The 17,838-nt window shown below is 47.7% G+C and carries 13 protein-coding genes; 9 read left to right on the top strand and 4 right to left on the bottom strand.

Annotated features, from left to right (window positions below; genetic code table 11):
* Position 1: 1 nt before the first annotated feature.
* Positions 2 to 1,114 carry a helix-turn-helix domain-containing protein gene (locus HGH91_RS07155; RefSeq protein WP_168737733.1) on the bottom strand — a complete coding sequence of 371 codons (1,113 nt, stop codon included), beginning with the start codon at positions 1,112 to 1,114 and terminating at the stop codon, positions 2 to 4.
* 293 nt (positions 1,115 to 1,407) lie between these two features.
* Here HGH91_RS07155 and HGH91_RS07150 point away from each other — a divergent pair, with 293 nt between their 5' ends.
* Positions 1,408 to 2,217 carry a tyrosine-protein phosphatase gene (locus HGH91_RS07150; RefSeq protein WP_168737732.1) on the top strand — a complete coding sequence of 270 codons (810 nt, stop codon included), beginning with the start codon at positions 1,408 to 1,410 and terminating at the stop codon, positions 2,215 to 2,217.
* A gap of 280 nt (positions 2,218 to 2,497) precedes the next feature.
* On the opposite strand, the gene HGH91_RS07145 is transcribed toward HGH91_RS07150, so the two are convergent.
* Positions 2,498 to 3,271, bottom strand: a complete 774-nt coding sequence (locus tag HGH91_RS07145) for a DUF3658 domain-containing protein (RefSeq protein ID WP_168737731.1) — start codon at positions 3,269 to 3,271, stop codon at positions 2,498 to 2,500.
* A 169-nt stretch (positions 3,272 to 3,440) separates the two neighbouring features.
* On the opposite strand from HGH91_RS07145, the gene HGH91_RS07140 reads away from it, so the two are divergent.
* Positions 3,441 to 4,523 (top strand): alpha/beta hydrolase, encoded by a 1,083-nt coding sequence (locus tag HGH91_RS07140; RefSeq protein ID WP_168737730.1) that lies wholly within the window; start codon positions 3,441 to 3,443, stop codon positions 4,521 to 4,523.
* A 168-nt stretch (positions 4,524 to 4,691) separates the two neighbouring features.
* Positions 4,692 to 6,413, top strand: a complete 1,722-nt coding sequence (locus HGH91_RS07135; protein WP_211092214.1) for a hypothetical protein — start codon at positions 4,692 to 4,694, stop codon at positions 6,411 to 6,413.
* Between the two features lie 166 nt (positions 6,414 to 6,579).
* Here HGH91_RS07135 and HGH91_RS07130 read toward each other — a convergent pair whose 3' ends face one another.
* Both HGH91_RS07130 and HGH91_RS07125 read right to left on the bottom strand, forming a co-directional pair.
* Positions 6,580 to 8,742 (bottom strand): TonB-dependent receptor domain-containing protein, encoded by a 2,163-nt coding sequence (locus tag HGH91_RS07130; protein ID WP_168737729.1) that lies wholly within the window; start codon positions 8,740 to 8,742, stop codon positions 6,580 to 6,582.
* Positions 8,743 to 8,802: 60 nt separating this feature from the next.
* Complete coding sequence (locus HGH91_RS07125; RefSeq protein WP_168737728.1) at positions 8,803 to 9,135, bottom strand: hypothetical protein; 333 nt, start codon at positions 9,133 to 9,135, stop codon at positions 8,803 to 8,805.
* Between the two features lie 122 nt (positions 9,136 to 9,257).
* Here HGH91_RS07125 and HGH91_RS07120 point away from each other — a divergent pair, with 122 nt between their 5' ends.
* The 6 genes from HGH91_RS07120 to HGH91_RS07095 all read left to right on the top strand — a co-directional run bounded on the left by HGH91_RS07120 (position 9,258) and on the right by HGH91_RS07095 (position 17,835).
* Positions 9,258 to 9,839: a Crp/Fnr family transcriptional regulator gene (locus tag HGH91_RS07120; protein WP_168737727.1), complete on the top strand. Its 582-nt coding sequence runs from the start codon at positions 9,258 to 9,260 to the stop codon at positions 9,837 to 9,839.
* Positions 9,840 to 9,921: 82 nt separating this feature from the next.
* On the top strand, positions 9,922 to 10,677 hold the full coding sequence (locus HGH91_RS07115; protein ID WP_168737726.1) for a hypothetical protein: 756 nt from the start codon (positions 9,922 to 9,924) through the stop codon (positions 10,675 to 10,677).
* Positions 10,678 to 10,863: 186 nt separating this feature from the next.
* The gene (locus HGH91_RS07110) at positions 10,864 to 11,553 is read left to right on the top strand and encodes a FadR/GntR family transcriptional regulator (protein WP_168737725.1); all 690 of its coding nucleotides are present in this window, start codon (positions 10,864 to 10,866) and stop codon (positions 11,551 to 11,553) included.
* 248 nt (positions 11,554 to 11,801) lie between these two features.
* A complete protein-coding gene (locus HGH91_RS07105) occupies positions 11,802 to 15,152 on the top strand; it encodes a SusC/RagA family TonB-linked outer membrane protein (protein WP_168737724.1) in 3,351 nt (1,116 codons plus the stop codon).
* 30 nt (positions 15,153 to 15,182) lie between these two features.
* Positions 15,183 to 16,649 (top strand): RagB/SusD family nutrient uptake outer membrane protein, encoded by a 1,467-nt coding sequence (locus HGH91_RS07100; RefSeq protein WP_168737723.1) that lies wholly within the window; start codon positions 15,183 to 15,185, stop codon positions 16,647 to 16,649.
* A gap of 16 nt (positions 16,650 to 16,665) precedes the next feature.
* Positions 16,666 to 17,835, top strand: coding sequence for a sialidase family protein (locus HGH91_RS07095; RefSeq protein ID WP_168737722.1), 1,170 nt, complete (start codon positions 16,666 to 16,668; stop codon positions 17,833 to 17,835).
* Positions 17,836 to 17,838 lie beyond the last annotated feature (3 nt).

The following is a 17,838-nucleotide window of genomic DNA, read 5'->3' as shown; positions in this document are numbered from 1 at the left end:
GCTACTCCTGCACCGTCACACCAGGCTCCACCAATGATTTAATATATTCCGTCGGTGTAAGCCCCGTGATCTTTTTAAAATACTGGTTAAAAGATGATTTCGCCTTAAAGCCGCAATCATATGCCAATGTCAGCACATTCACCGGCAAGGCCTTTTCGTTCATAAAGCGGATTTGCTCCATGGCCCGCCGGATGCGCCACTCATTGACGTATTGGTAGAACGATTTGCCGGCATAGCTGTTCAGGGTTTCTGAAATATGATATTTGCTGATGCCTGTTCCCTGCGCAAGTTTGTCGAGGTTAAGCTCCGTATCCGTATATATTTTTGTTTTATGGAGATGCGCATCCAGCAATTGCAATACCTGCTTTTGGTCTTCGGTACTGAGCTGCATTTTACGGGGAGGGGGTATCTCCGTTGTTATGGGTGGCGTGTCTGCTTTGGCTGGCGGTGATCCCATAATACCCACATATTTGTAGCGGATGATCATGAGGCATATGAGCACCAGCAGGGAGTATACGATATCCCGGCAAACAATATTATACGGGCCATGCAGCAGGTGAAGCGATTGGGCCGTTTTAAATCCTATTGAAATAATGCTGATCGTTCCCAACAAATAACTGATATAGTTGATCAGTTTCTTTTCCTGTGGCATATCCGGTAAACGCTTTGCAATGCGGAGGGATAGCCCCGGGAAAAGAAACCCCAGCAGCATCATGGCCCAGGTGGTGGATTCATTATAATAATACAGCACCGCATGACCAGCTTCCGCAGACCATAAGAGCACGCACATCACCGTAAGATAACCTATCGCACCAAATATAAATGGGAGGAAAACATACCACCGCGATGCCGGTATAAATGCCGTATTCTGCCGCTGACAGGCATACAGGTAGAGTAGTGGCCCGTAACAAAAGCCAATAAAGGTATTCATCTGTGTACGAACTTCCGGGTCGTTCACAAAAGAATAGATACAGAATTTAATAGCAAGGTGCGTGGCAATACAGCACAACAATAAGATCAGCAGGTAGTCTGCCTTGCTACGCAGTTTACTGCTACTTAGTAAAGCTACACCGGTTAACGCCTGAAATGCTCCGATGGCAATAACATAAATCATGTGCGCGGATATGCCATCGAAAGTATAAAACCAATATTAACGCAATGTTAAATGGCCGTTTCTTCCCGTCATCTCCCCATTTGGTAATGATTTCGTAATACATGTTAAGGTGTTGATTTTCAATAGAAGTAAGTACGTTTAAACCGGAAAATACGTATACACGTAGTCGTAGTTGGACGTGGTCGGGCACATTGTTAACAATGTTCACCTTTGCTGAAAAATACCTTCACATGGATCACATTTTTATACCATTAACACATCGCTATTACTGCACACAAAAAATACGATGTAATATGAAAAGAATAATGTGGGTACTGGCGATGGCCATACCAGGAACAACTTTTGCGCAGTTAGCTGATAGCGCTCAACGGGTAGTACGCATGCAGGGAACGGTGAACTTCCGCGATGTGGGAGGATATAAAACAAACGATGGTAAAAAAGTAGCATGGGGAAAGGTATTCCGCTCTGCTGATGTAAGCCACTTAACAGACCAGGATCTCCGGGTGCTGGAACAAAAGCATATTCATACGGTGATTGATTTCCGTGGCGTGAAAGAAGCCGCTGCGGCGCCGGATCATTTGTTGCCCGAAACAGATTACCTCTTATGCCCCGCAGGAAGCGATAGCCTCCCCGGTGTGGCGCAAATGGCAGCAGTTATTAAGAAAGGCGATTTCCTGGAGAAGTTTTACGGTAATACCCAATACCTGGGCGATCGTTATAAACCCTTGTTCCAGAAACTGCTGGTGCTCCCTGCCAATGAATCCATCATGTATCATTGCACCGGCGGCCGCGACAGAACCGGTATGGCTACTGCTTTGTTTCTTTACGCACTGGGCGTACCGCAGGAAACCATTGAGGCCGACTTTACCGCCAGCAACGTATACCTGCTGCCGATGAATAAACGGATGTTCCAGGGTTTACAGCAAAATACCGGTCTTGATGAGGAAACCATCCGCAAGGCATTAGAACTGAAACCAGAACTACTGCATAGCTTTTTCAGCGCTATTAAAGGTAAATATGGTACGGTAGAAAATTTCTTTGAGAAAGAGTTGGGTATTGGTGAAAAGGAGCGGGCGATCCTGAAAGAGAAGTATACTAACTAACTGTTTAAGCGGAGGGGACTACCGCTCCGCTTAAACTATCCGGATACGGGATTATCAATTTTTATACTTGCCCACCATCATGGAAGGTAATGTGCCCAGGTATACTTATCAGTTGAAAACAGGTATTACTACGGATCGCCATGGGATGATCATTATTGAAAATGAAGGATTGATAAGCTTGATCCGCAAGGGAGAATAAGGCTTGCCTATTATAGCAAGGGATTGTTTTATTTTCAGACTAACCCGATGAGAAGAAGGCGTGCGGCGATGTCATTGGTTTTCAGATACTGGACCGCTTCACTTCAAATGTCCTCATCGAAGTGATATCGCCTCTTGCTTTTAATTTACCTGCGTCCACAAGCGCCTTAATCCTTCCACTGACTAAAACTTCATTCACCGGGTTTCGGGGATTGCTAAACCCCATTGTTTGCCCTACAATCCGCACGGCTGATCTCCATCGTGTTGGGTGACAGTATCCTAAAATTTCCTCATCATGTGTGGATAGGTCAAGAAAAAGTAGCTGACCGTTCTCGTCACACTCCCGTAATAGTTCCGGCCGGGCCACAATTCTTTCGTATTCGGCAGCCAGCTCATTCCGTGTGGCGGCATCCAGCTGCCTGGCCTGTGTAATATGGGGCGCCAGTTCAGTATCGCTGTATACATAAAGGCAGGAGTTGTCATGATGTGGAGGGGGCTGCACCAGCCAAAGGTCAACGGAAGCAGTTTTTAGCCACCAGCATACCATACGCACAAACACATAATCATTCACGTCGCTGCCTGCCCAGATAACTACGCGATCAACTGGGAGATCGTGTACACGCTGCTGTAAATTACGCCAGATTTCAAAGGCATCGCTGTGGTGGGAGAGGTTGCTCATACCATTGTCAAAAATGAGTCCCCGCAAATATTGAATCCTTTTTGGGCCGTCGTCCAAAGGACCTAATCCGGGGCACTCGTCGAAACCCAATGCTTCTCCTGTGAGCAGTTTTTTACTGATGGCGCTACGAAGGGTACCCGCTGTACTTAATAAGGTGGTGAGGTGTAAATCTTTCATGAAATAAATGTATAGAGGCGCAGATATAATATGAATATAATAAAATAAGATTGATTGGTATATAGATATTTTGTCGAAGGGACAAAATTATTATTGTATGAAAGACGTTTAATATTTATATTCGGGTTTAAGTATCTTCAAACCGACTAAACCCCTTATTACAGCTATTATGATAAGAAACAAAACTATCTTTAGTTTGGCCATCTTCTGCCTGGTATCGTTATATACAACACCTGGTTTAGCACAATATAAAGAGAAAACACGCGGCACAGTACAACGGATAAAAATCCACAGTAAACTGTTGGATGGAAATCTCAGCGGTGACAGTGCCAACCGTTATGTATCCATTTATTTACCTGCCGGTTATCAATCCGAAAGTAAGAAACGATATCCTGTTGTTTACTTCCTGCACGGTTATACGGACAACGATGCCAAGGTATTTGGATTCCAGCAACATTGGATGACGTTGCCTGTTATCCTGGATACCGCATTTGCTAAAGATCCGGCCCACGAAATGATTATTGTTACCCCCGACGCCTATACGCTTTTTCAGGGCAGTATGTATTCCAATTCTGTTACAACAGGGAATTGGGAGGATTTTGTTGCCCGGGAACTGGTAAGTTACGTCGACAGTCATTACCGTACGCTTCCGGCAAAAGAAAGCAGGGGGATCTGCGGTCATTCTATGGGCGGTTATGGCGCCTTCCGGATCGGCGAAAAGAACCCTGACGTATTTTCGGCGGTTTACCTGTTGAGTCCCTGTTGCCTGAACTCTCCTGATGAACCTGCAACAGCGATGACTTCACAGTTCCTTCGTGCCGATAGTATTAAAACGATTGATGAGTTCAAAAAGGCTGATTTTTTCACAAAGGCGCTCTTTGCCTCAGCTGCCGCATGGTCGCCTAATCCGGTAAATCCTCCGTTCTACCTGGATCTTCCCATAAAAGACGGCAACTTGCGGCCGGAAGTGCTGCATAAGTGGGATGCCAATCGCCCATTGAATAATTTGGACCAATACATCTACAACATCAGGAAGTTAAAAGCAGTGGCCTTCGATGCAGGAGATAAGGACAAAGGTATTGCGGCGAGTATCGAAAAACTGGATGGCGAGTTAAATAAATATGGCATTGCCCATTCATTCGAAATTTATGACGGCGACCATATCAACCGGGTAGGAAAACGGATTGAAGAAAAAATGCTGCAATTCTTTTCGAAAAACTTATCGTTTACCGGGAGTAAAACCAGCAAATAAGGGCAGCACTATTGTAAATCGCCTGTTGCTATGTAGCTGCAGGCTATAAGAATTTATCCCAGGTTGATATTTCTTTTGTATTTTAGCAGAGGCTAATACACGATACCTATTCTGTTCAAAAAAGTAATGCAGGGCTTACCAAGTAGTTAATCACCAAATAAGCTCCTGATGAAATTTAACTATCTAACACTTATCTCCATTTTATGCATCGTTGCGTGCAATAACGGCACCAAACCTGCAACGGGTAAAAAGACGCCTGATATTCCCTGTTATACTTCCAGGATAACAGACAAGGACTGGTATACATCTGGCAAAAAGGCGCCTAAACTGGAAGGCTTGAAAGGACTCGATTTCAGGATTACCACAAACAGTACCGCTGCACAGGATTATTTCAACCAGGGAATGATGTTGGCGTATGGCTTTAACCATGCAGAAGCGGCGCGGTCTTTTTATGAGGCTGCACGGCTGGATTCTGCCTGTGCCATGGCGTATTGGGGCTTTGCTTATGTGTTGGGACCTAATTACAATGCGGGTATGGAAGAAGATCATTTCCAGCGGGCCTATGAGGCGGTAACTAAAGCCAGGTTGCTGGCAGCGCACTGTACGCCGAAGGAAAAGGCGTTGATCAACGCGCTGGCTTCCCGGTATCAGATGCCGGCGCCTTCCGATCGAAGACCCCTGGATATAGCTTATGCCGCGGCCATGAAGAAAGTATATAACCAGTATCCGGCGGATGCTGATATTGGTGCCTTGTATGCAGAGGCCCTGATGGATCTTCACCCCTGGGATTTATATGACAAGAAAACAAAGCAGCCCCGCACCTGGACGCCGGAATTGCTGGCAGTGCTGGAGCACCTGATGAAAATCAATCCCCGGCATCCGGGGGCACATCATTTTTATATTCATGCGATAGAGGCGTCTGCGGCCCCTGAAAAGGCACTGGCGAGCGCCCGGCTGTTGGATACCCTGGTGCCCGGATCGGGGCATTTAACACACATGCCTTCGCATATCTACATTAATACGGGTGATTATCATGCCGGGTCCCTGTCCAATGTACATGCCGTGGAGGTAGACAGCATTTACACGGTTGCCTGCCATGCGCAGGGGGCATATCCGCTTGGCTATTACCCGCACAATTACCATTTCCTGGCAGCTACGGCTACGCTGGAAGGCAACGGGGCGCTGGCATGGGCGGCCGCCAAAAAACTACAGGAACATACGGCAACAGATATCATGCGCTTACCTGAATGGGGTACGCTACAGCATTATTACACGATACCGTATTACGTGGCTGTGAAATTCGGGATGTGGGATACCATTCTCGCTATTCCTGCACCGGGGAAGGACCTGGTGTATCCGCAGGCCATCTGGCGTTACGCGCGGGGCATGGCATTTTTGGGAAAGAACAAAATGGAGGAGGCACAGCAGGAATTGGGCCACCTCGAAACACTCGCACGTGATACTTCGCTCCGGCACCTGACCATCTGGAATATTAATACCACAGCCGACCTGGTGCAGATAGCCGTAAAAGTATTATCTGCTGAGGTAGCAACAAAACAACGCCAGGCGGATATCTCCATTGCTTTGCTCCGTGCAGCAGTGGCGATAGAGGACAACCTGAATTATAATGAACCGCCGGACTGGTTCTTTTCTGTCAGACATTACCTGGGCGCCGTGCTCCTGGATGCAGGAAAATACAGGGAGGCGGAGCAGGTGTACCGCGAGGATCTGCGAAGCTGGAAAAAGAATGGATGGGCATTAATAGGGCTGTATCATTCGTTGATCTCTCAGAAAAAAAATGGCGAAGCACGGGAGGTTAAGCAAGCATTTGACGAAGCCTGGCGATTCGCTGATGTGAGCATTACATCGTCTTCCGGTGTCCAACGGTAAGTGGTCAGAAAATTATCTTCAGGGCTTAGGGTTCGCGTGCCCCCTGGTTTTTAATTACTCCTGAAACTGATGGCATCGAAAAAAATTCCAGCATTGAGTAATTGGAGGTCCGTTGCATAATAAAGGAAGGCCGTGCCGTGGCATGGCCTTCCTTCCAAAAACTGAGTTACAGTTTGATTTTTAATCCTCCATTCACTACAATACCATCCAGCGGTGCATATATATCCCGGAATACCGGATTAGTAACAGTTCCTGTATATATGCTGTCGAAGCGTGTTTGCCGGGTATCTGTAAAGTTTTCAAAGTTGATGAATAATGAAAAATGTTCCCATAATTTCTCTGCCATGAAACCAAATGTCCAGTAGGGCTTCCCGGAGGTACCATCATTCAGCGCCTGTTTACTGTAATAATAAGCTTCCAGGCCAATTTTCCATTTCTCTTCTACTTCATACATCAGTATGTTATTCAGCCGATGCTTCGCGGTAAGTGGGTTGGGCCTTTTGACAGCGCCCTCATGCAGAACAGCATCCGTGAAGGTATAACCCACGAATAATTTGAAATCTTTGTATCCAAGTTTGACATTCGTTTCCAATCCCCTGGTGTCAATGTTGCCATCGGCATTCACCAGTTGATAAAGGCCGCTTGCTCCATTTTGTAGCAACAGTGGATCATTGATGCGGGTGTAGAAAAACAGTTGGTTAACACTGAAACTCAATTTGTCAGAGAGCGAAGTGCGATAGTTGAAATCCAGGTTAGCCCCGTAAGATCGTTCCAGTTTATTGGCATCTGAACTGATAGGCAGTACTGACCGGAATTGTAACTTCTCTGTTTCTTCGGTAAAAATGGTTGGCGTTTTATAGCCTAAACCACCACCTAGCCGGGAGGTAAACTTCTCCGAAAATTTAAACAGGGAAGAAACCCGCGGCAGGAATGCAAACCCGTAATTTATAATGTAGTCCCCGCGAACACCGGTTTCCAGCTGCAGCCAGTCAGTGGCCTTCCACGTGTTTTGTATAAAAGCCCCCATTGTTTGCTGGAGATAATTTCTTTTAGGGAAATTGTCTTTCGGATACTCCATAAACTGATCAGTATAGTAGTTGGCGCCGGCTACCCAATCCACGCGCTCACCATTGGTATGATAGTTAACTTCTGAATAAGTGGACCACTGTTTTCCGTCGAACACATAACCAGGTATCGTAACAGTGCGGTTGAAATTGTTCACTGAGTTCTTAATGGTCAAACCGCTATGCTCATTGAACCGGTGGTCTAAAGAGAACTGCGTGGAGAAGCGATCACTTTTGTTTTGCTCAAAATAACTATGAATATTATCGCCATGCCCTTTAATATACGCAATATCCCCACCCGTGCGGTCTTCAAAGGTAGTATTTACTCCGAGCATCATTTTTGTCTGCGGACTAAAGTATACAAACAGTTTTGGATTGAAGATATAACGTTGCGTTTTCGGTATCGCGGTAAATCCCGTTTCCGATGGATCATAAGGCCGGCTACTGTTCCGGGAAGCAAAAATGGTTAGTCCCACCTTCTCAAATTTCTGCCCGTAAAAGCCACTCAGGTCGAGCCCACCGGCCGATGTGCCATTCACCAGGAACCGTAGTTCCCTTTCTTCGGTAGGTTCTCTGGAGATCAGGTTAACCAATCCGGCGATGGCTCCTCCGCCATACAGGGTAGAAGAGGCTCCCTTGATAACTTCTACCTGCTTCAAATCCAGTGGAGGCGTTTGTAATAGCCCTAATCCGCCGGAAAAACCTGCATACAGCGGAAAGCCATCCTTCAGTATTTGTGTGTAACGTCCGTCAAGTCCCTGTATGCGAATGCTGGAGTTGGCAGAAGTGGCAGATACTTGTTGGGTTTGAATGCCTGTACTCTCGTTGAGCATCATCCTGATATCGCCTGGCTTCATGTTTCCTTTTTCTTCCAGTTCCTCTCCTCCAATGAACTCAACTCTTGTTGGGATGTTTTGGATGGTTCGGGTACTGCGGGTTGAACTGATGACCACTTCTTCCATTTCTTCACTTTCGGGTTCCAGTAATAGGATGAGGGTATCGTTATACGGAAAGGTCAGCGTTTCACTACGGGCTTTAAATCCCATGAAGCTGACTTTAACCTGGTGCTGGCCAGCGGGGATGCCGGTAATAGTGATAAGGCCGTTAACATCCGTTTGCCCGCCTTTCTTCAGGCCCGGAAACAAAATGGTGGCGCCAGGTAAACGTTCTTTAGTATCGGCATTTTTTATAACAGTGGTAAACGCATGTTGTCCCATGCATATATTGGCTGCCACGAAGAGCAACATGGTAAATATAAATTTCATTATCTGAATACAAAGTTTAAGCAATAAAACATCCTTACGGGAAAAGACCCCCGTCCGTCATCAAAATTGTATAGTGTAGGCTTGTTTGGGCGGTTGCCAGATAGAGGGAGGAAAATCGCGTAGTGCTGGTTCGATGTAATCGCTATGCGTGTTGGTTACGGGCTGTAAAAGTAATGGTTTTGCCCTGTAGGGCTCAGGTACCACTATTGCATGAATAGCCCCACAGGCAAAGAAAGGAGAGCAGGGAGATACTGGTTTATGGTTTTTACCTGTTCCGGATTCCTGGTGTTCCGTTAGTGCTGTAAAATTACTACAGCAATCGTCATCGGCTTCGCAAGGAACACCGGTCAACAGCAGCACGTATAACGAAAACAGATAAACAAGCCATTTCATCGTGCCAAATATACGATTATGTGACAAAAAACCATTTGGGTAGCGGACATGGACTCCCTAAATTCAGTATCTTTTACCCATCAAGATGATCGCTACTTAACAGCTAATCTACATAACAAGTAATGGATAAGGATAATTTAATGCAGTTTGTCCGGAGAATCTTACCCATGAGCCGGGACAAAGCAGCACAGTTGGTGGAGAAGTTCCAGCCGATGAAAATCGGCAAGAATGAGTATCTGCTAAAGGAAGGCAAGGTATGCAGCGAAACGCATTTTATTGAGAGCGGCACACTCAGGGCTTATACATATGATTTTGATGGTAACGAAGTGACCACTGCATTTTATTTGAAGCATACTTTTGCGGCCGACCTGCTTTCCTTCTTTAAAAGCAATCCTGCAAAGGAGTATATCCAGGCGGTTACCGATTGTGAAACCTGGTACCTGACTTATGAAGATATGCAGGCCAACTTCCACACTATCCCTGAGTTCCGGGAGTATGGCCGGCTAAACATCGTGGAACAGTACAGCCAGTTAAAAGAAAGAATGTTGTCGATGCTGCAGGAAACGGCAGAGCAACGCTACAGCCGTTTGATCAGTTCAAGCCCGGAAATTTTCCAGGAGGTGCCGTTAAAATATATCGCCTCTTACCTGGGCATTGCCGATACTTCGCTGAGCCGGATAAGAAAGGAGTTTGCTAAAAAATAAGGGCTGCCTGATTTCTTGACATTTGCGAAGTAGAAGCCCGGATATTTGATTTTCCTTTGTCTTATCATTAAAACGATGTCAAATGGAAACTTACGTATCGGCCATGCCACTTTGGGCCATTATACTATTTATTGCAGGTTTTCTCTACTCCATTATTTTTATCAGCAAACCGGTAAAACAGGCTGCGCTGCATGCAGGTATGACGCCGCGGAAAGCAAAGAATATCCAACTCGGTATTATTATCTTCTATGTAACTTATCTCAGTTATGTTTCGGTATTCGCCTTAATGGGCGCGTTTGATGTGGACGCCATTCCACCCAAAGTAATGGTGTGGGCAGGTTTTCCGCTGATGGCTATCCTGTTTGGTTTTATTGGCAATACCCGTTTATTTAAAACATTGCTTCGGTCTATTACCCTGGAATCGCTCATCGCCGTTCATGTATTCCGGGTACTTGGTATCTTTTTTATCATGCTGTACGGGTATCACCTGCTGCCGGCGAAATTTGCTTTTTCAGCCGACCTGGGGGATATCATTACCGCTATTTTAGCGTTGCCGGTGGCCAGGATGGTGGCCAATAAACATCCCTGGCGAAAGGCAGCTGTTTATGCCTGGAATATTTTTGGCATACTGGATATCATCAATCTCCTGACGGTGGCTGTTTTGATTGGCGCCAATGGCAACCTCCGGGAAATGACCATCTTCCCGTTTGTTTGGTTCCCTGCTTTTGCGCCGGCTACCATCTTATTTTTGCATACCGCAGTTTTCCGGAAATTATATATGCTCGAGCATGAGCAACCTGGTTATTTTAATGCCCGTTTAGCGCCTTTGCCGGAATAGTGCTGATTGAAACAGTCGCAAGTTGATTACCTGCATGAACGATTTGTAAATCGACCAGTAAGTACCCTGATCTTTGGATCGGGGTATTTTGTTTAAATATTTTTATAAACTTATTTAGAACTGCCTGCTTTTGAAAATCTCCCCAATTATGTAAATTTGTTCAATTGTAGTACAAAAATGAAACCAATGGTCAACGGTATAAAGCCAATTGCTTCCAGATCCATGGCGGAAAGGGTAGAAGCCAGTCTGCGCGAATATTTTGCAAAGGAAAATTTTAAGCCGGGCGATCCCCTGCCAACAGAGCTGGAGCTGGCCGCAGCGTTGGGCGTTAGCCGGAATGTGGTACGGGAAGCGCTCAGCCGGTTCAAAATGCTGGGGATCATTGAAACGAAGAAAAAGACTGGCATGGTCATCTCAAATCCCGATATCGTGGGCACTTTTGAAAAGGTGCTGACCCCCGAGATCATGGACGAATCTACCTTACAAGACCTGTTTGAATTGCGGCTGGTGCTGGAAATGGGTATTGCCGATCTGCTGTTTCTCCGTAAAACACCCGCCGACCTGGATGAACTGGACGAGATAGTGGCCCGGGAAGTGAAGGACAAGCATTTCCGCATCAGCAATGAAATTGCCTTCCATGGTAAGCTATACGAAATGACAGGGAATGAAACGATGAAACGTTTCCAGAACCTCCTGCTGCCGGTTTTCGGCTATGTGATGAAATTGGAGAACAGGAAGAGCGTTTCCGGCAAGGTTTCTCACCAGGACCTGGTTAAAATACTACGCAAAGGCACCGTAAAGGACTTCAAAGACGGGATGCAGGCACACCTGCAGCCACACTTCGACCGGTTGCAACACCAGAAAAGCAAACCCTGAGTTCACTCACGATAAACCATATTGACAGCGGCGCTTCCTGCGCCGCTTTTTTTTTGCCCCGGAATTTTCTCCCTAAATATTTTGAAATCAAAAAACAATTCCTACATTTATTATGTAGAACATAACTACTAATGCTATTTTTACGTTATGAATTGACTTGGATTCCACGTTCAGGAATAATGCGTGTCTGCGCATATCTGTTCCTGTGGTGAAAAAAGGACCTATACATCACATTTAAACTCGCGCAAATGAGGTTATTAAAACTTTGTTGCTGCCTCCTGCTATTATCGGGGGTAAAGGAAAGCTTTGGCCAGAATGGCGGATTTACTGTAACAGGATCCGTAAAAGATGCTACCACGCATGAACCGCTGATAGGAGTAAGCATAGCGGTAAAAGGAAAAACAGGTACGGGCACCGCTACAGGCGCCGATGGCCACTTTACGTTGCGGTTACCTTCCGGTAACGACACCCTGCTGTTCCGTATGATGAACTATTCCGCCAGGATAGTACCGGTCAACAACCGGTCGTTGATCAACATCACACTGGCCACCTCATCCTCCCAATTGGGGGAAGTACTGATAGTCGGTTATACGGAGCAATCGGTGAAAAAGAATACCGCAGCCATTGCTAAAATGGACGTAGCCGAACTGAAGAACAATCCCAATCCTAATCCCGTGCAGGCCATGCAGGGCAAGGTGGCAGGGGTATCTATTCCTGTCAACCAGGGACAACCAGGCATCGGCGCCGCCAACATTATTATCCGCGGAGGGACGAAGCCCAATGTGTATGGTTCCGGCCTCGGCAACAACAACGGCGCCCAGCTGGGCAGCGTGGAGGGCACTAATCCCCTCGTGGTAATAGATGGTGTTTTCCGCACTATCAACGACGTCAACCCGGATGATATCGAATCCCTGCAGGTGATGAAAGATGCGGCTTCCACCGCCATCTATGGCGCCCGGGGCGCCAACGGCGTTATTGTGATAAAAACCAAACGGGGAAAACTGAATACTAAATCCACCGTTACGCTCAATCACCGTACCACCTGGGAAACACAAGCCAGGGATTACGATTACCTCAGCGCAGCCGACTATCTGCGCCTGGCACGTACCACTGTTGCCGCCACCAGCGATGCACTCGACAAAAACAACCTGCTGTATAATGGTGGCTTCTCTGCCGGTACAAAGAAATTTACGCAAAAGGGCCAGTATGGAAAGAGTACCTATCTCACTGCGCTCTATGACAATATTGTGCAGGTAGAAGGACAAGCCTATGTAGACAACCTCCTCGCGCATGGTTGGCAAACGATGGACGATCCCATCAACCCGGGAACCAAACTCCTGTTTGCAGATAACCATTACCAGGACATGCTCTGGAACACCGGTATCAGCAATACCGATAACGTAACACTCAGTGGTGGTACCGATAAAGCGGATTATAACTTTTCTATGGGTTACACCAACCAGAAAGGCGTGTTGGTAGGTACCCGGTACCAACGCTATAATGCACTCGGCAATTTCGGCTACCGCGCATCGGATAACCTACGGCTCGAATTCATGATCAACTATCAGAACGTGATACCCAATTACGTGGATGCCTACCAGAACGACCTGGTACGCGCTATCCGTATCACGCCATTGATCCGTATTTATAAAGATGATGGCAATCCCGCACCAGGGGAACTTTATACGGTGCGTAACCGCTTTCATACGCTGAAATACGACGATATGCGCACTAATACCGAACGACTGGTGAGCCGCGTGGGCGCTGATCTTACTATCATTAAAGGGCTGCACTGGCGCCCGTCTCTTTCCTATATGCTGGAAGACTATACAGAATTGTTTATGCGCAAGGCTACCCCATCCGACGAAATCCAGCCTTCCATGCTGCGCTGGAAAGACGACTATACCAATGCTTCCCGGCAGCTGATGCTGGACCAGGTGCTGCAATACGATTTCAACGTACAGGATAATCACCACTTCTCCGCACTGGCCGGGATGAACTTTACCCGCAATACCAACCACGAAAAAGACATGGGTTCACAGCGGGCGGCTAACGACTACGTATATACGATAGAGGAAGATCCTACCACCATCATAAACGGCCAGGTGGTCAGCAATGTGGTCGACTTCCGTACAGGATTGGGAGAAAGCCGTTCAGCCAGCCTTTTCGGGCAGTTCAGCTACGATTATAAAATGCGTTACCTGCTGGGCGGCTCGCTGCGCTATGATGGATTCTCCAACTTTGCACCCGGTAATAAATATGCGTTCTTTCCATCCGTCTCCGCCGGCTGGAACATAGACCAGGAACGCTTCTGGCATAGCCGTAAGGTTAGTAGCCTGAAACTGCGCGCCAGCTGGGGGGCCGCCGGATTGAGCGGGCTTAGCATTGCCGATACTTATGGCGATTACAACCCCGCCAGCTATGCGCTTAACTCAGGCATTGTTCGCGCAGGCCTTTCCAATCCCAGGCTACGCTGGGAATCTACCGTCACCACCGATATTGCGGTCGATGCAGGATTTTTCAATAATCGCCTGAACCTATCGCTGGATTACTACAGCAAGCTCACGAAAGACCGGCTGACCACCAAACCACTGCCATCGGAAGCGCCGTTCCCGGATATCACCTATAACAATGGCTCGCTGCGCAACCGGGGTATCGAGGTAGCGGTAGGCGGTACGGTGATCAAAACAACGTCGTTCAGCTGGAACGCCAATTTTACCTTCGCCTTCAACAAAACTACCATCACTGATCTACCGGATAACGGTCGCGCTAAAAATCGCCAGGGTGGCGATATCATCTACGATAAAGCCGCGGGTAAAGAGGTGGAAGCCGGCGGCCTGGCCGTAGGAGAGCGTCCCTATGCGATTTATGGTTACCACGCGCTGGGCGTATTTGCCACAGATGAAGAAGCAGCCGCCTGGAATGCTAAAATAAAGGACAACCTGGCTTCTCCGCAAGGTATAAAGGTAGGTAAGCGGGGTGGTGACTTTATCTTCGAAGATGTTAACAACGATGGGGTGATTGATACCAAAGACCAGGTGTTTATCGGTTACCGTAACCCCGATAAAATGGGCGGCCTCCAGAACACCTTCACCTATAAAGGCATTTCATTGCGCATTAACATGGATTATGCCCTGGGACATATGATCAGCAATGGCGCGTTGGCCCGCTCTATGGGCCAGGGCCGCGCTTTCAACGAAGGTGCCCCTGCGCAGGCACTGGCCGATGATGTATGGAAGCAGCAGGGCGATAAAGGTAAAAAATATGCCCGCTTCTCCTTTGCCGACTACGATTACGGGCAACGGAACTACCTCCGCAATGCCACCCTGGGAAACAACAGTAGTTATAATTCAGATGTATCTGTGATGTATGAAAAAGGCGATTTCCTGGCACTACGTGAGATCACACTTTCTTATGAGCTGCCCGGCGCCCTCCTCAAACGCATCCGGGTATCCGGCCTTAATATTTCCGGAAGCATCTACAACGTGGGATACCTGACTGCTTATAAGGGACTGAATCCTGAGATCTACAGCGGATTTGATCCCGGCGGTTATCCCAGGCCGAGACAATTTTCACTGGGCGCCAACCTCCGGTTCTGATGCCGTTCCTATCATCTAAAAACTTGACGTATGAAAAAGACGAGCTGTTATATAATTTTCCTGGCATTGCTGTTGACTAGCTGCGACAAACTACTGGAAGTAAAGCCGCAATCGCAGATTACCGACCAGGTGTTTTTCCGCAGTGAAGGCGACTTTGAGCCAAATGTAGTAGGGGTCTACACGGTGATGCGTAGTATAGCCAACAACGTTACCTATGGTACTGAAAGGAGCGAGGAGCTGATTTCTGCTACCAACTCCCGCTTCACGGTGGCCTGGTCGCAAACACTGTCGCCCTCCTCCGGTGCGGTTAATTATTCCGAATGGTACCGTGGCATTGGTCACTGTAACCTCCTGCTGGAGAAGATCCAGGGCTTTGCTTTTGCTTCCAGCCCAGATCTGAAAAAGAAGATAGTGGGTGAAACGCTGGCCCTGCGCGCTTATTTTTATTTTCACCTGCTGCGTGTATTCGGTAGCGTGCCCATTGTGTTGGAAGCCATCACAGATGAGCAGGTAGTGTTGCATAAACGGGCCAGTGCATCTGAAGTGATCGCGCAGGTGCTCAGCGACCTGGATGCAGCTACCGCGCAGTTTACAGGGATGACTGACTTTTCGAAAACAAGCTATCCTTCCAAATACCGGTTTGCCTATGGCAGTGTGATGGCCATGAAAGCCGATGCTTTGTTGTGGAAGGCCAGGGTGGCCGGTGGCGGACCAGCAGATTTGCAGGCTGCAGTGGCAGCGATCACAGAAGCAGAAAGTACCGGCGTATCACTCCAGGCAGATTTTGCCAAAGTAACTGGCGTGCGGGCTGCGGCCAACAGTGAAGTACTGATAGCTGCTTATTACAATAAAGATGAAACACCCGGTGGCAACTATGCGAAGAATGCTTTACCTTTTAAAGATGTACTGGAAGGGGCTACTAACAAGGAACAGATTCCATATGTGAAAAATTCGACCAATGGTCAGGGTGCATACCAGATCAGTCCCTTGTCGAAATCGTTGTTTACCAGCCCGGCCGACAAGCGCATTCCTTACACCTGGATCGCTGATATGTACGCTTCGGGTCCAAAAATCAGCTGGATCACCAGGTATCCCGGAACGGTATATGCAGATGATCGATATGCTGATAACGACCTGATCATCTATCGCCTGGCCGATCTGTACTTGTTGAAGGCAGAAGCCTATGCTGCGCTGGATGACGTAAATAACAGTAAAAAATACCTGGATAATGTAAAATTAAGAGCAGGTATAGCGGCATATGCAGGCGATATGACGAAAACTGCGCTGGAGAAGGAGATCCTGGATGAGCGTGGCCGCGAACTGTTCTTTGAGAACAAACGCTGGTTTGATCTCGTGCGCTTTCATAAAGCAGGCATCATGGATGTATACAACTACGTGCCCAATCTGAAAGGTAAAACCACGCCGTTGTTCTGGCCGGTGAATACCACTGTATTGGCCAACAACCCGGATATGACACAAACAGATGGTTATAAATAATATTAATCACGCCAAGATGAAAATAGTAAAGATCAGGTGGTTCTTTTTGATGATCGTCGCCGCTGCTATAGTAGGCGGTTGCCGTACTACCCGCACCGCTGCGGATCATATCATTAATGAATCACACGTTGTATTTGAGCCGGATAGCCAATACGCATCCATGAGGATTCCTGCCCTTGTGCTGACGCCGAAGCAAACCCTCCTGGCCTTTTGTGAAGCAAGGATAGGGACTGCCAGCGATTGGGCAAATATGAACCTGGTGATGCGCCGCAGTACCGATGGGGGAAAGACCTGGAGCGAGATCCATATACTCGATACTTGCCGCAAGGGCCCGGCAGGAAATCCCACGCCGATTGTCGACGACAAGGGCGTGGTACACCTGTTGTACCAGAAAGATTACAAAGACGCATGGTACATCCGGTCAGAAGATGACGGGAAAACCTGGTCGCAGCCGGAAAACATCACCGCCGTATACGATCAGTTTAAACCGGCATACAACTGGAATGTGTTGGCCCCCGGTCCAGGCCACGGTATACAACTGAGCTCTGGCCGGTTACTGGCGGCTGTTTGGTTGGCCAATTCCCGCAGGCTCACGCCCAGGAGAAGTCATGGTCCTTCCTGTGTGGCCACCATTTACAGTGATGATCACGGGAAAACCTGGCACAGCGGCGCTATTGTGGCCGATTCTTCTGCCCGCATGCCCAATCCGAGTGAAAGTCAGCCGGTGGAGTTATCGGATCAGCGCGTGTTGTTGAGTATGCGTAACCCTGCTCCCGTGAAACGCCGTGCATTCAGCGAAAGCAAAGATGGCATTTCCGGCTGGAGCCCGGTGCGGTATGAGTCAGCGTTGTTTGACCCCACCTGCATGGCCAGCATTGTGCGTGTAAAGGACTGGCGTCCGGAGGGTAAGCCGGCACTGGTTTTTGTTAATCCCGACAGTAGGAATATAGAAAAACAGCCGCGTGCCAACCTCACTGCCAGCGTATCGTTTGATGAGGGTAATACCTGGAACGTACACCAGGTGCTGGACAGTGGGCCTGCTGGCTACAGCGATATGGCCGCCGGTTCGGATGGTACGATATACTGTCTTTATGAAACAAATACACAACAAAACAAAGGATTCAACTATAGCCTGGTATTAAAGAAATTCAATACGACGTGGCTGCAGCAAACAAGCAAAAAATAAGTA

This window comes from Chitinophaga eiseniae (assembly GCF_012641265.1).
Lineage (GTDB): Bacteria > Bacteroidota > Bacteroidia > Chitinophagales > Chitinophagaceae > Chitinophaga > Chitinophaga eiseniae_A.
The sequence above is the reverse complement of the archived record's forward strand: the minus strand, read 5'-3'. Positions and strand labels throughout refer to the sequence as shown.

Excerpts from the sequence above, each read along its gene's own strand:
- HGH91_RS07135 (WP_211092214.1), top strand. The coding sequence starts at position 4,692 with ATGAAATTTAACTATCTAACACTTATCTCCATTTTATGCATCGTTGCG.
- HGH91_RS07105 (WP_168737724.1), top strand. The coding sequence starts at position 11,802 with ATGAGGTTATTAAAACTTTGTTGCTGCCTCCTGCTATTATCGGGGGTA.
- HGH91_RS07115 (WP_168737726.1), top strand. The coding sequence starts at position 9,922 with ATGGAAACTTACGTATCGGCCATGCCACTTTGGGCCATTATACTATTT.
- HGH91_RS07120 (WP_168737727.1), top strand. The coding sequence starts at position 9,258 with ATGGATAAGGATAATTTAATGCAGTTTGTCCGGAGAATCTTACCCATG.
- HGH91_RS07110 (WP_168737725.1), top strand. The coding sequence starts at position 10,864 with ATGGTCAACGGTATAAAGCCAATTGCTTCCAGATCCATGGCGGAAAGG.
- HGH91_RS07100 (WP_168737723.1), top strand. The coding sequence starts at position 15,183 with ATGAAAAAGACGAGCTGTTATATAATTTTCCTGGCATTGCTGTTGACT.
- HGH91_RS07150 (WP_168737732.1), top strand. The coding sequence starts at position 1,408 with ATGAAAAGAATAATGTGGGTACTGGCGATGGCCATACCAGGAACAACT.
- HGH91_RS07140 (WP_168737730.1), top strand. The coding sequence starts at position 3,441 with ATGATAAGAAACAAAACTATCTTTAGTTTGGCCATCTTCTGCCTGGTA.
- HGH91_RS07155 (WP_168737733.1), bottom strand. The coding sequence starts at position 1,114 with ATGATTTATGTTATTGCCATCGGAGCATTTCAGGCGTTAACCGGTGTA.
- HGH91_RS07095 (WP_168737722.1), top strand. The coding sequence starts at position 16,666 with ATGAAAATAGTAAAGATCAGGTGGTTCTTTTTGATGATCGTCGCCGCT.
- HGH91_RS07145 (WP_168737731.1), bottom strand. The coding sequence starts at position 3,271 with ATGAAAGATTTACACCTCACCACCTTATTAAGTACAGCGGGTACCCTT.
- HGH91_RS07130 (WP_168737729.1), bottom strand. The coding sequence starts at position 8,742 with ATGAAATTTATATTTACCATGTTGCTCTTCGTGGCAGCCAATATATGC.
- HGH91_RS07125 (WP_168737728.1), bottom strand. The coding sequence starts at position 9,135 with ATGAAATGGCTTGTTTATCTGTTTTCGTTATACGTGCTGCTGTTGACC.